The 11,784-nt window shown below is 72.0% G+C and carries 14 protein-coding genes; 10 read left to right on the top strand and 4 right to left on the bottom strand.

From position 1 onward, the window contains the following. The first annotated feature begins 62 nt into the window (after positions 1-62). The 3 genes from ACTWPW_RS31085 to ACTWPW_RS31075 all read left to right on the top strand — a co-directional run bounded on the left by ACTWPW_RS31085 (position 63) and on the right by ACTWPW_RS31075 (position 2,340). Positions 63-917, top strand: a complete 855-nt coding sequence (locus tag ACTWPW_RS31085; RefSeq protein ID WP_375112915.1) for an arylamine N-acetyltransferase family protein — start codon at positions 63-65, stop codon at positions 915-917. Between the two features lie 40 nt (positions 918-957). Beyond that, positions 958-2,025 carry a protein kinase domain-containing protein gene (locus ACTWPW_RS31080; RefSeq protein ID WP_443170702.1) on the top strand — a complete coding sequence of 356 codons (1,068 nt, stop codon included), beginning with the start codon at positions 958-960 and terminating at the stop codon, positions 2,023-2,025. Between the two features lie 123 nt (positions 2,026-2,148). After that, positions 2,149-2,340 (top strand): hypothetical protein, encoded by a 192-nt coding sequence (locus ACTWPW_RS31075; RefSeq protein WP_364119142.1) that lies wholly within the window; start codon positions 2,149-2,151, stop codon positions 2,338-2,340. A 25-nt stretch (positions 2,341-2,365) separates the two neighbouring features. Here the strand turns inward: ACTWPW_RS31075 and ACTWPW_RS31070 are convergent, their stop codons facing one another. Both ACTWPW_RS31070 and ACTWPW_RS31065 read right to left on the bottom strand, forming a co-directional pair. After that, the gene (locus ACTWPW_RS31070) at positions 2,366-2,677 is read right to left on the bottom strand and encodes a DUF3817 domain-containing protein (RefSeq protein WP_364119145.1); all 312 of its coding nucleotides are present in this window, start codon (positions 2,675-2,677) and stop codon (positions 2,366-2,368) included. 2 nt (positions 2,678-2,679) lie between these two features. Beyond that, the gene (locus ACTWPW_RS31065; protein WP_443170701.1) at positions 2,680-3,465 is read right to left on the bottom strand and encodes an SURF1 family protein; all 786 of its coding nucleotides are present in this window, start codon (positions 3,463-3,465) and stop codon (positions 2,680-2,682) included. A 105-nt stretch (positions 3,466-3,570) separates the two neighbouring features. On the opposite strand from ACTWPW_RS31065, the gene ACTWPW_RS31060 reads away from it, so the two are divergent. Together ACTWPW_RS31060 and ACTWPW_RS31055 are read left to right on the top strand one after the other, a co-directional pair. Beyond that, the gene (locus ACTWPW_RS31060; protein WP_375112912.1) at positions 3,571-3,744 is read left to right on the top strand and encodes a hypothetical protein; all 174 of its coding nucleotides are present in this window, start codon (positions 3,571-3,573) and stop codon (positions 3,742-3,744) included. 153 nt (positions 3,745-3,897) lie between these two features. Beyond that, the gene (locus tag ACTWPW_RS31055) at positions 3,898-5,352 is read left to right on the top strand and encodes a flavin-containing monooxygenase (RefSeq protein WP_375112911.1); all 1,455 of its coding nucleotides are present in this window, start codon (positions 3,898-3,900) and stop codon (positions 5,350-5,352) included. Here ACTWPW_RS31055 and ACTWPW_RS31050 read toward each other — a convergent pair. Then, positions 5,342-7,069: a gamma-glutamyltransferase family protein gene (locus ACTWPW_RS31050; RefSeq protein ID WP_443170700.1), complete on the bottom strand. Its 1,728-nt coding sequence runs from the start codon at positions 7,067-7,069 to the stop codon at positions 5,342-5,344. The genes ACTWPW_RS31055 and ACTWPW_RS31050 overlap by 11 nt on opposite strands. A gap of 94 nt (positions 7,070-7,163) precedes the next feature. Here ACTWPW_RS31050 and ACTWPW_RS31045 point away from each other — a divergent pair, with 94 nt between their 5' ends. After that, positions 7,164-8,270 (top strand): sensor histidine kinase, encoded by a 1,107-nt coding sequence (locus ACTWPW_RS31045; RefSeq protein ID WP_364119158.1) that lies wholly within the window; start codon positions 7,164-7,166, stop codon positions 8,268-8,270. Further along, positions 8,267-8,914: a response regulator gene (locus tag ACTWPW_RS31040; RefSeq protein WP_185109860.1), complete on the top strand. Its 648-nt coding sequence runs from the start codon at positions 8,267-8,269 to the stop codon at positions 8,912-8,914. The genes ACTWPW_RS31045 and ACTWPW_RS31040 overlap by 4 nt, the downstream gene beginning before the upstream one ends. A 20-nt stretch (positions 8,915-8,934) precedes the next feature. Here ACTWPW_RS31040 and ACTWPW_RS31035 read toward each other — a convergent pair whose 3' ends face one another. Continuing rightward, positions 8,935-10,437: an FAD-dependent monooxygenase gene (locus ACTWPW_RS31035; protein ID WP_375112909.1), complete on the bottom strand. Its 1,503-nt coding sequence runs from the start codon at positions 10,435-10,437 to the stop codon at positions 8,935-8,937. A gap of 51 nt (positions 10,438-10,488) precedes the next feature. On the opposite strand from ACTWPW_RS31035, the gene ACTWPW_RS31030 reads away from it, so the two are divergent. The 3 genes from ACTWPW_RS31030 (at position 10,489) to ACTWPW_RS31020 (ending at position 11,634) form a co-directional block, all read left to right on the top strand. Continuing rightward, complete coding sequence (locus ACTWPW_RS31030; RefSeq protein WP_375112908.1) at positions 10,489-10,692, top strand: hypothetical protein; 204 nt, start codon at positions 10,489-10,491, stop codon at positions 10,690-10,692. Between the two features lie 10 nt (positions 10,693-10,702). Then, entirely contained in the window at positions 10,703-11,158 is a 456-nt protein-coding gene (locus tag ACTWPW_RS31025; RefSeq protein WP_375112907.1) for a Clp protease N-terminal domain-containing protein, read from the top strand. A 104-nt stretch (positions 11,159-11,262) separates the two neighbouring features. Then, positions 11,263-11,634 carry a VOC family protein gene (locus ACTWPW_RS31020; RefSeq protein ID WP_364119168.1) on the top strand — a complete coding sequence of 124 codons (372 nt, stop codon included), beginning with the start codon at positions 11,263-11,265 and terminating at the stop codon, positions 11,632-11,634. Positions 11,635-11,784 lie beyond the last annotated feature (150 nt).

Here is an 11,784-nt window from a genome sequence, read left to right as displayed (position 1 = left end):
CTAGAAGCGCCCTGTGCAGACGACACCCCTAAATTCGTGCACATACCGTGCAGACTGGCCTGATGGACACCGCCGGCTACCTCCGCCGTCTCGGCCTGCCCAGGCTGCTCAACGCCCCCGCGAACGCGGAGAACCTGCGCGCCCTGCATGCCGCGCACGTCGAGAAGGTCGCGTACGAGGCGCTGGAGATCTGGCTCGGCCGGCCCACGACCGTGGACCCCGTCGAGTCCGCCGAGCGGATCATCCGGGGCCGCGGCGGCTACTGCTACCACCTCAACGGCGCGTTCTCGGAGCTGGCCAGGTCCCTGGGCTACGAGGTGACCAGGCACGTCGGCGGCGTGCAGACCCGGGGCGGGGAGGCCGGCGTCTCCGGGAACCACCTCGTGCTCACCGCGCGCGGCCTGCCCTCCGACGACAATCCGGGCGGCGAGTGGCTGGTCGACGTCGGGCTCGGCGACGCGCTGCACGAGCCGCTGCCGCTGGTCGCCGGCACGTACCGGCAGGGCCCCTTCGAGTACGCCCTGCGCCCGTCGGAGGCCGCGCCCGGCGGCTGGCGGTTCGACCACGAGGAGAGCGGCGGGTTCGTCGGCATGGACTTCGTCCGGACTCCGGTGGAGATGTCAGCGTTCGCCGACATGCACCACCACCTGACCACCTCCGCGACCTCGGGTTTCGTGCGCGTGGCCGCGGTGCACCGGCGGGACGCGTACGGGGTGGACAGCCTGCGAGGGCTCCGCCTGACCCGCCGGGGGCGCACCGCGCAGTCGGTGACCTTGAGCACGTCGCGGGACTACTACGCGGCGCTGGCGGACATCTTCCTGCTGCCGCTCGACGACGTGAGCGACGCGGAGAAGGACAAGCTCTGGCGCAAGGTGTACGAGGCTCACGAAAGCTGGTCGGCAGGCGGCTCCGCGTGATGGCCCCGGCCGCCGTCCGGGCGCTATCGTGCACCTCGAAATGGGTGAGACCAGGAAGCTGAACGGTCGCTACCGGCTGCTGAACCCCCTGGGCACGGGGTCCGTACGCCTGGCCTTCGACGAGAGGGAGCACCGCGACGTCGCGGTCAGGGAGCTGCGGGTGCCCCCGGAGCTGCGCGACGCGGCCCTGTCCGAGGCGCGCCGGGCCACCGGGCTGCGGCACGCGTACGTCGTGCGGGTGCTGGACGTGCTGGTCGAGGACGGTGTGCCCTGGCTGGTCATGGAGTTCGTCTCCGGGGCCTCCCTGGAGCAGACCGTACGCGCCCACCGGCCGCTGCCCGTCCCGCAGGCGGCCAGGATCGGCGTCTGCCTCCTGGGGGCCCTGACCGCCGCGCACGAGGCGGGCATCGTGCACGGGCGGGTCGACCCCGGCAACGTGCTGCTCACCACGACCGGCCGGGCGATGCTCACCGGGTTCGGGTTCCCCAGCCTCAGCATGTTGCCGAGCGCCGATCTGTGGTCGCTGGCCGCCACGCTGCACTTCGCGGTCGAAGGCCGCCCGCCCGGCCAGGTCCCGGCCAGAGGGGCCGACCCGTTCCGGTCGCTGCTGAGGGCGATGCTGCATCCGGCGGGGCCGCCGCCGATGGAGGTGGTGCGCGAGACGCTCGACCGGCTGGCCGTGGACCGCCCGCTGGACGCGGTCGTCGCGGCGTCGGGCCCGCTGCCGCCCGCCGAGGTGGCCGCGATCGGGCTGGCCGTGATCGACCGGCTCGCGGCGTGGGGGGAGTTCCACGGCGGGATCCAACCGGGCAACGTCCTCATCGACTTCTCCGGGCGGGCCCGGCTCACGCCGCTGCTGAGGTCGGGAACGCTCCCGGCCTACACCGCGCCCGAGGGCGCCCCGACCCAGGCCGCCGACCTGTGGTCGCTCGGGGCCACGCTCTTCACCGCCGTCGAGGGCCGCCCGCCCGCGCCGGGCGCGCCGCTGACCAGGGCGGGAGCGCTGGCTCCTGTCCTGTTCCGGCTCCTGTCGGGCGATCCCGTGGAACGTCCCACACTGGACGAGCTCCGTCGCGACCTGCTCGCGATCGTCGCCGAGCGGGCTTGACGGTCCGCACAACAATTGCGATACATCGCGAGCGGAACCACAACGGTGTGTTCACACGTTGGACAGGGGACGCAGAATGTGGGAGAGGCGGGGCGTGCGCTCCGCGTTCGGAGGAAGTTGAGGATGTCGCCAGTCCAGAAGTACGCCATCGGCGCAGGCGCCGCGGTTCTGCTCTCGCTGATCTTCTTGCCCGGTTGGGTCACCTTGCTGGTCGTCCTCGGCGTGGTCGCCGCTCCGGTGGTCGGTTACCTGATGCTCGACCCGTCTCAGCGCGAGCGGCTCAAGAGGAGCCGCAGGCGAGGCATCGGCCACTGAGGCAGGCCGCCAGGCGGCGGGGGCCTCAGGCCTCCGCCGCGGCCAGCGCGGTCTGCACGCGCTGGGTCACCCTTCGCTCGACGTAGAAGGAGAGGAAGGGCACCGTGCCGCCGAGCATGACACCGAGCATGTACGGCCACGTCCAGCGTGCCTTCATGCCCAGATTCATGACCGCGATCAGGTAGATCATGTAGAGCCCGCCGTGGATGGGGGCGATGACCTTCGACATGGCCGCCTCGCCGAAGCCGTAGCGCAGCACCATGCCCACGCAGAGCACGAGCAGCATGACGCCGACGACGTACGCGAGCACCCGGAAGGGCTTGAGAGCCGATTCCACCGTTAACCTTCCAGAACCATCTCAGGGGACGACTTGCCGCGGTCCCGATCCGCCCGCACGGCATCGCGTACGAAGTGGAACCACATGAAAACGGCGAATCCAGCGAAGATCCACCAGTTGGCGGCATAAGCCAGGTTACGCCAGGTGAGCGTGCCACCGGCGACCGGCGGCGCCACCTTGACCTGCGCCAGCGAGCCCGAGGCCGGCTGCGCCACGACATATCCGGTGCGCACCCGCTCCCCGCTCCACAGGTTGACCAGCTCGCCCGTGGACACCGTCTGCACCTGCCCGGCGGGCAGGCCCTCCGCGCGCCGCTGCACGCTGTCGGTGCCCTGCTGCGGCCGCAGCCGCCCGGCCAGCGCGACCCTGCCCTGCGGCACGGCCGCCACCGCGGGATCGTCGGCCTCGGCGACCCAGCCGCGCACCACGGGGACGAGCGTGCCGTCGTCGAGCTTGAGCGGCGTGAGCACCCAGTAACCCTGGTCGCGCGAGACGTTGCCGCCGGGGGCGTCGACGTCGGCCCGCCGGTCGGCGACCAGGAGCTGGCGGCCGGCTTCGTAGACCCCCTCCGCCGTGACCCGGCGGCCCACCGCCTCGCCGTTCATCTGGACCCCCACCTGGGCGAGCGAGGCGACCGCGACGGGCGCGGGATCAGTGGAGGCGCGCGGCTTTCCCGAATCTTGGAAGACGCCGAGCTGCCAGCGCCCGAGCATGATGAACGCGACGAGGACCCCGATCGTGAGCAGGTGCAGCCCCATGACGCGGGGAGAGAGCAGGGTCCTCAGCATGCCTCAAAGCTATCCGCCCGATGGGGCGGTCCCGTAATCAGCCCATCGCCTTAGATCCCGCCAAAAGCCGCAAACTTCGCAGGCGATCACGCTAGGCTGCTGGCCATGTCTGACCAGCATATAGACCCGGCGGGCAACACCCAGGCCTTCCGCGCGTTCGCCAACGCGCGCGAGCAGGAGGCCACGGCCAAGCCCAAGAAGTCGCCCCTCGTCCCCATCATCGCGGTCGTCGCCGTGATCGTGATCATCGGCGTCGCCGCCTTCCTGCTGCTCCGGTAACAGCCGACAGGTTCACCCGCCGCGGAGGCCGTGGCGGGTTCTCGTCGTTCCCTGGCATCGCCTCCGTGAGATGCGTCACTCTGGACCCGATCGGGAGCCGGACACTACATTAGATTAATCGTCCAATAAGCGCACACCCCCCGGGGAGGACCAGTGGGTGAGCCAGGGATAGTGATCGTCGGGTCCGGGTTCGCCGGGATCTGCATGGCCATCAAGCTCAAACAAGCCGGTTACCACGACTTCGTCATCCTGGAGAAGGCCGCCGAGCTGGGCGGCACCTGGCGCGACAACACCTACCCCGGCTGCGCGTGCGACGTGCCCTCGCACATGTACTCCTACTCGTTCGAGCTGAACCCGGACTGGTCGCGGATGTTCTCGCCGCAGGAGGAGATCCAGGGCTACCTGCGCGCCTGCGCCGCCAAATACGGCGTCACCCCCCACATCCGGTACGGCAGGCGCGTCGTCTCCCTGGAGTACGACGACGCCGCCCGCGACTGGACGGTCACCACGGAGGACGGCGACACCCTGCGCCCGAAGGCGGTGGTCTCCGCGATCGGCGCCCTCCACATCCCAAAATTTCCGGATATCCCGGGACGGGAGACCTTCACCGGCCCCGCCTTCCACTCCGCCGCATGGGACCACTCCGTGAACCTGGCCGGCAAGCGCGTCGCCGTCGTCGGCACCGGCGCGTCCGCCGTCCAGTTCGTCCCCCAGCTCGCCCCCGCCGCCCGCCACCTGACCGTCTTCCAGCGCACGCCGCCCTGGATCCACCCCAAGCCGGACTTCGGCTTCTCCCCCGGCGCCCGCCGGTTCCTGCACCTGCCCGGCGCGGCCAGGACCCTGCGCGGCGGCATCTACTGGGCCCTGGAGAGCAGGGCCCTGGGCTTCGCCGTGGACCCCCGGCTGATGAGGGTCCACGAGCGGCTCGCCCTCCGCCACCTGCGGGCCCAGGTCCCCGACCCCGGGCTGCGCCGCGCCCTCACTCCCGACTACCTGATCGGCTGCAAGCGCATCCTCGTCTCCAGCGACTACTATCCGGCTCTGACCAGGGACAACGTCACTCTGGTCACCGACGGGATCAGCGAGATCCGGCGGCGCTCGCTCGTGGACGCCGCCGGGGTCGAGCACGAGGCCGACGCGATCGTCTACGGCACCGGCTTCAAGGTGGTGGACGCGCTGGCCGACCAGCGGATCACCGGCAGGGACGGCCTGCGCATCCAGGACGCCTGGAAGAACGGCGTGGAGGCCTACTACGGCATCACCGCCTCCGGTTTCCCCAACCTGTTCTTCCTCCTCGGCCCCAACACCGGCCTGGGGCACAACTCGGTCGTCTTCATGATCGAGTCGCAGGTCCGCTACGTCGTCGAGTGCCTGCGCCTGCTCTCCCGCACCCAGGCCAGGGCCGTGGACGTCACGCCGGGGGCGCAGCGGGCGTTCAACGACCGGCTGCGCGAGCGGCTCGACCCGCTGGTCTGGAACGCGGGCGGCTGCCGGTCCTGGTATCTGGACGAGAACGGAGTGAACCGGACGATCTGGCCGGGCTTCACCTTCGAGTACTGGGCGCGTACGAGGAAGGTGCAGCCCGGCGCCTACGAACTCATCTATTAGGCGAGACCACCAGCGCGCTGCCGCCGCCGCGGCGGACCGGCTCGGCGGCGGCCTGGATCCGGCCCCGGCCGAGGAACTCCAGCGCCGTCGCGGCGCCGATCTCCGGGTTGGGCGCGAAGCTGTGCCCCTTGGCCTCCAGCTCGGCCTGGTAGCGGGCCAGGAACGCCGGCTCGGCCTGCGTCTGCGCCGTGTTGCGCTGGGTGGCGCGCGGCGCGGCGAGCGCGTCGGGCAGGCTCATCCCGAAGTCGTACCGGTTGATCAGGATCTGCAGCACGGTCGTGATGATCGTGGAGCCGCCGGGCGAGCCCACCGCCAGCACCGGCCGGCCGTCGTCGAACACCAGCGTCGGCGACATCGACGAGCGCGGCCGCTTGCCGGGGCCGGGCAGGTTCGGGTCGCCGGGGGCCGGGCCGAAGGTGAAGTCGGTCAGCTCGTTGTTGAGCAGCACGCCGCGGCCCGGCACCACGATGCCGTTGCCGCCGGTGGACTCGATGGTCAGGTTGTAGGCGAGCACGTTGCCCCAGCGGTCGGCCACGACGAGGTGCGTGGTCTCCGGTCCCTCGGCCGCGACCGGGGTGGCGCCGCCGGTGGGCGGGGCGCAGGGCTCGTACGCGCCGTCCGGGCTGCCGGGCGCGGCCGGGTGGGCCATGGCCCTGTCGCCCACCAGGCAGGAGCGCTCCTTGGCGAAGCCGTCGGACAGCAGCTCCGCCAGCGGCACGCCGGGGATGTCGCCGACGTACTTGCCGCGGTCGGCGAAGGCCAGCCTGGACGCCTCCAGGTATTCGTGCAGGCCCACCTGCGGCAGGGCCTCCAGGATGTTGAGCGCCTCCCCGACCGTCGAGCCGCCGGAGGAGGGCGGGGCCATGCCGTACACGTCGATGCCCTTGTAGGAGATCTTGGTGGGCTCGCGCATGATCGCGCGGTAGGCGCGCAGGTCGGACAGCTCCATCAGGCCCGGCCGGACGTTGCGGGTGCTGCCGGGGGTGACCGGGGGCCGCTTGACCGTGGCCACGATCTCCTTGCCGAGCTGCCCGCCGTACAGCCAGGAGGGGCCGCGCTTGCCCAGTTCGCGGTAGGTGTCGGCGAGCTCCGGGTTCCTGAAGACCGAGCCGACGGGCGGCGGGGCGCCGTTCGGGAGGTAGAGCTTGGCCGTGGAGGCGATGTCCTTGAAGCGGGCGGCGTTCGCGGCGGTCTGGTCGTGGAAGGTCTGGTCCACCACGAAGCCCTTGGAGGCCACCTCGATCGCCGGTTGGAGGGCCTGTTTGAGGGGGATCGTGCCGAATCTGCGCAGGGCCAGGTCCCAGTTCGCGACCGTGCCCGGCACTCCCGCCGACAGGCCGCTGGTGACGCCCTCCTCGAACGGGATGCCTTCGAGGCTGGTGGCGGTCATGGCCTGCGGCGCGGTCTCCCGGCCGTCGATCGTGAACACCTTGCGCTGCCTGGCGTCGTAATAGACCATGAAGCCGCCGCCGGCCAGGCCCGACGAGTACGGCTCCGTGACGCCGAGCACCGCACCAGCGGCGACCGCGGCGTCCATGGCGTTGCCGCCCTTCCTGAGCACGGAGATGGCTGCCTTGCTGGCATCGAGGTCCACGGTGGCGACGGCGCCCCCGTACCCCTCGGCCACGGGGACTTTCTGCTGGCGCTCCGCCAGCGCGGCCGGGGCCGGCACGAGCGCGACGAGGACTGCTGCTGCGGGAATGATCACACGGCGCATGGTGTCCACGATGGCCTACGTACGCCCGTCGTGGTAGGGCCCCCTCACACGCTGGGGTGATGCGCTGGTCAGAGGGGTGATCTAGCGTGGGGGCGTGCGCAGGAAGTACGGCTTCGACCCCTATCTGGCCCTCATCGTGGCGGTCGGCCAGCTGGTGATCGGCAGGGGCGCCTCCTGGGGGCAGCGGTTCGCGAGGGAGCCGATGGACCCCTACGCGTACCTGCTGCTGCTGGTCGGGCCGCTGGCGATCCTCGCGCACCGCCGCTTCCCGCTGCTCACGACCGCCGCCGGGCTGGCCGCCTGCGATCTCTTCCTGGTCGGCGGGTACGCCTACGGCCCCAGCTTCCTCAGCCCGGGTGTCCTGCTGTTCCTGCTGGTGGTGCGCGGCAGGAGGCTGATGGCCTGGCTCATGGCCGCGATGACGCTGCTGTCGTTCGTGACCTACGCCTGGCTGGTCGGCAACCGCGACCTCTTCCACAGCGTATGGATCTTCACCTCCATCATGCTGCTCATGGTCGTGGCCGAGCTGGTCAAGGTCGTCAAGGAGCGCCGGGCCGAACGGGACCGGATCGCCGAGGAGGAGGCCCGGCGGCAGGCCAGCGAGGAGCGCCTGACCATGGCGCAGGAGCTGCACGACGTGCTCGCGCACAACATCTCGCTCATCCACGTGCAGGCGTCCACCGCGCTGCACCTCATCGACGCCAACCCCGAGCAGGCCAGGACCGCCCTGGCCACGATCAAGACGGCCTCCAAGGAGGTGCTCGGCGAGATGCGCTCGGTGCTGAACGTGCTGCGCGAGGGCGCGCCACGCTCCCCGACCGCCGGGCTCGACCGCCTCGACGAGCTGGTCGAGCGCTCGGGGATGAAGGTGGCGCTCAAGCGCATCGGCTCGCGGCCGCTGCCGTCCCAGGTGGAGCGGGCGGCGTACCGGATCGTGCAGGAGTCGCTCACGAACGCCGCCCGGTACGCGCCGGGGGCCGAGGTGAACGTGCGCCTGGAGTACGGCGAGAAGGAGCTGGTCGTCCGGGTGTCCGACACGGGCGCCACCACCGCCGCCGTGCTGGCCGAGTCGGGCAGCGGCAACGGGATCCCCGGCATGCGCGAGCGGGCCTCCGCGCTTGGCGGCACGCTGGTGGCCGGTCCGTCGGGCGCCGGTTTCCAGGTCGAGGCCCGGCTGCCCCTACCCGAGGAGACATCATGATCAAGGTTCTGCTGGCCGACGACCAGGCGCTGGTCCGCGCGGGCTTCAAGGCGCTGCTCGACGCCCAGCCGGACATGACCGTGGTGGCCGAGGCGTCCGACGGCGCGCAGGCCGTCCGGCTGGCGGGCGAGCACCAGCCGGACGTCGTGCTCATGGACATCCGCATGCCGGGCACCGACGGCCTGACCGCCACCCGCCAGATGCCGCCGGGGCCGCACATCATCATCCTGACGACGTTCGAGCTGGACGAGTACGTCTTCGAGGCGCTGCGCGGCGGCGCCAGCGGCTTCCTGGTCAAGGACACCGAGCCGGCCGAGCTGATCCAGGCGGTGCGGGTGGTGGCGGCCGGCGAGGCGCTGCTGTCCCCCAGCGTGACCCGCCGCCTGATCGCCGAGTACGCCTCCCGCGCCAAGGAGCCCGTCGCCGCCGACGGCCTCGACCAGCTCACCGAGCGCGAACGCGAGGTGCTCGCCCTGGTCGGGACCGGGATGACGAACGACGAGATCGCGGCCAAGCTGTTCATGTCACCGGCGACGGCGAAGACGCACGTGAGCCGGGCCATGATGAAGCTGCACGCCCGCGACCGCGCCCAGCTCGTCGTGATCGCCTACGAGTCGGGCCTGGTCAAGCCGGGCTGGCTCTGACCCGTCGCCCGGCCGCGGGGTCACCTCTGGTGGGCGGTGGCGAGGCCGAACCACTCCTCGGCCGCCTCCGCCAGCCCCTCGGCGCCCGCCCAGGCCACGTAGCCGTCCGGGCGGATCAGCAGCGTGTCGGCGGGCGGGTCGTCGCAGCGGGCCCTGACCACGTCGATCCAGTCGTCGTCCAGCTCGGCCCCGCCGCCCAGGTCGAGCAGCACGGGCCGGGCCGCGTGCATCAGCTCGGCCGCCCGTCCCCCGCCGGCCAGCGCCAGGTCCGGCAGGAACCGGCCGACCAGCGGATGCGCGGCGCCTTCAGCAGCGGCCTCCGGGTGCCCGGCATCCCCGGGCTCGGGGGCGGCGCCACCGGTGGGTCCGTACCGCAGGCCGGAGTCGGTCAGCAGTGCGGCCAGGTGGCGGGCCGGCTGGTCGAAGGCGAACACCTCGGCGAGCAGCGCCCGCAGCGCCACGCCGTCCTCGCCCTCGACCCGGTCGATCGCCGCCTGCGCCCGGGTCTGCATGAGCGTGCGCTCGGCGACCGGCCGGCGCTCGGCCTCGTACGTGTCGAGCAGCGCGTCCGGCACCCGCCCGCGCAGCCTGGCGGCCAGCTTCCAGCCGAGGTTGGCCGCGTCCGTCATGCCCACGTTGAGCGCCGACCCGCCCGCCGGGAACAGGTGGGCGGCGTCGCCCGCGAGGAACACCCGCCCGGCCCGGTACCGCTCGGCGAGCCTGGCCTGCGCGACCGTGCTCGACAGCCAGATCGGCTCGCCGAGCGGCACGTCCATGCCCAGCACGCGGCGGACGGCGGCCCGGAAGTCCTCCAGCGTCACGGGGCCGTCCGCGAGGTCGCCCCGCTCCCGCACGCCGGCGACGAGCACGCCGTCGTGGAGCGAGGTGAGCAGCACGCGACCGCCCGGCCCGCGGTTCCAGCCCGGCTGGAGCCCGTCCCCCTCCAGGGACTCGAACACCTTCATGTCGGCCTTGAAGTGACCGATCAGCAGCCCCTCCTCGTCGGTGGTGCCGAGGAAGGCGATCCCGGCCCCCTCGCGTACGAGGCTGCGCGCGCCGTCGCAGCCGACCGCGTACCGGGCCCGGAGCGGCGCGCGACCGCCGCCGTCCGCGACGTCGAGCGTCACCCCTTCCTCGTCCTGGGAGAGCGACAGCACCTCGCACCCCCGCCTGACTTCGACCCCGAGCTCCCGTGCCCGCTCGGCCAGCAGCCGCTCCAGCCTCGGCTGCTGGATCAGCAGCAGCCGCAGCGGACTGTCGTCGATCCCGTCGAAGCGCAGCGGCACCGACCCGAACGGGAACCCCGGCGCCCGCCCCGCGAACGGGCTGCCCTCGCTGAACCGCTCCAGCAGCCCTCTGTGGTCGAGCAGCTCGACGACCTGCCCGCCCAGCCCGTTGGCCTTGGGCAGCTCGCTCGGCTCGGCCCTCTTCTCCAGCACGATCGGGCGGACTCCGGCCAGGCTCAGCTCGCACGCGAGCATCAGCCCCACGGGTCCGGCCCCTACGATCAGCACATCCTCCATGCCTGTCAGGCTAGATTGACAAATTCGCACCTGTCAAGCTAGCCTGACAACGTGGACGTTACAGAGCTGTCCGAGCGGATCCGGGCCAACGACCCGGCGACGGGCCTGCGGGCGGTCGGCGCCCTGCACCGGCTGGCCGAGCAGGTCGAGGCGGTGTCCGTGGCGCTGGCCAGGGAGCAGGGATGGACCTGGGAGCAGATCGGCGACGCGCTCGGCATGTCACGGCAGTCGGTGCACGCCAAATACGGGAAGTGAGGTGCTGACGATGTTCGGCAGGCAGAAGAGCCCGGTCACGGTGATCATCAAGGCCGCGTTCGAGGAGGCCCGGCTGCGCGGCGACCGGCGGATGGGCACCGAGCACCTGCTGCTCGGCCTCCTCCACCACGAGGAGTCCGCGCGGGCGCTGGGCACCGACGTGGCCTCCGCCCGCGCGGCGCTGGACGAGCTCGACCGGGCGGCGCTGCGCATGCTGGGCCTGGAGGTCGGCGACGCGCCCAAGACGCCGCGCAAGCACCCGGCCGTCCCCGGCACCGCGCTCACCTCCAGCGCGCGTGCCGTGCTCAACCAGGCCATCAAGGCCACGACGATGCGGACCAGGGACGCGGAGACGCCCCGGCACCTGGCGCTCGGCCTGCTGGCGCAGGCCCGGCCCGACCCGGCCGCGCAGGTCATCGACCAGCTCGGCATCGACCGTACGACCGTACGCAGCCGGATCGTATGACCAAATTTGGTTGAATGCCGGGCCCGGCCGCTGAAAAGGTCGAAGAATGCCGCGCGCGTACGAGGATCCGATCCGGGAGAGGCACGTCGAGGCGAGGAGGCCCGATGGCCAGGCTGCATGACGTGGTGGTGGACTGCCGGCACCCGGCCTCGCTGGCCCGCTTCTGGGCGGCGGTGCTCGACGGCTACGCCGTGGCGCCCTATGACGAGACCGAGCTCGCGCGGCTGCGCGAGGAAGGGGTCCTCGACCCGGAGGACGATCCGACCGTGCTGGTCGACGGCGGATCGCCGCGGCTGTGGTTCCAGCGGGTGCCCGAGCGCAAGATCGTCAAGAACCGGCTCCACCTCGACCTGCGCGCCGACGACCTCGACAGCGAGATCGACCGGCTGATCGGGCTCGGCGCCAAGCTGCTGACCACGCACGACGACTGGGTCGTGCTGGCCGACCCCGAGGGCAACGAGTTCTGCCTGGCCTGACCGGCCCCCGCCCTGAGGACGACGAGACGCGCCGGGGCGCTACCCCAGCCGTCGTACGGCCCGCCCGCCCGAGCACTCCCCGGGGCGGAGCGCGAACAGAGCCCCACATCCGATTCGTCATGTCCTCCGCCGGCGGACCCTGGAGGTACG

The organism is Nonomuraea sp. KM90 (assembly GCF_052246675.1).
Lineage (GTDB): Bacteria > Actinomycetota > Actinomycetes > Streptosporangiales > Streptosporangiaceae > Nonomuraea.
This window is presented reverse-complemented; position numbering and strand designations above follow the sequence as displayed.

Excerpts from the sequence above, each read along its gene's own strand:
- ACTWPW_RS31075 (WP_364119142.1), top strand. The coding sequence starts at position 2,149 with ATGTCGCCAGTCCAGAAGTACGCCATCGGCGCAGGCGCCGCGGTTCTG.
- ACTWPW_RS31040 (WP_185109860.1), top strand. The coding sequence starts at position 8,267 with ATGATCAAGGTTCTGCTGGCCGACGACCAGGCGCTGGTCCGCGCGGGC.
- ACTWPW_RS31020 (WP_364119168.1), top strand. The coding sequence starts at position 11,263 with ATGGCCAGGCTGCATGACGTGGTGGTGGACTGCCGGCACCCGGCCTCG.
- ACTWPW_RS31035 (WP_375112909.1), bottom strand. The coding sequence starts at position 10,437 with ATGGAGGATGTGCTGATCGTAGGGGCCGGACCCGTGGGGCTGATGCTC.
- ACTWPW_RS31025 (WP_375112907.1), top strand. The coding sequence starts at position 10,703 with ATGTTCGGCAGGCAGAAGAGCCCGGTCACGGTGATCATCAAGGCCGCG.
- ACTWPW_RS31085 (WP_375112915.1), top strand. The coding sequence starts at position 63 with ATGGACACCGCCGGCTACCTCCGCCGTCTCGGCCTGCCCAGGCTGCTC.
- ACTWPW_RS31050 (WP_443170700.1), bottom strand. The coding sequence starts at position 7,069 with ATGCGCCGTGTGATCATTCCCGCAGCAGCAGTCCTCGTCGCGCTCGTG.
- ACTWPW_RS31080 (WP_443170702.1), top strand. The coding sequence starts at position 958 with ATGGGTGAGACCAGGAAGCTGAACGGTCGCTACCGGCTGCTGAACCCC.
- ACTWPW_RS31065 (WP_443170701.1), bottom strand. The coding sequence starts at position 3,465 with ATGCTGAGGACCCTGCTCTCTCCCCGCGTCATGGGGCTGCACCTGCTC.
- ACTWPW_RS31060 (WP_375112912.1), top strand. The coding sequence starts at position 3,571 with ATGTCTGACCAGCATATAGACCCGGCGGGCAACACCCAGGCCTTCCGC.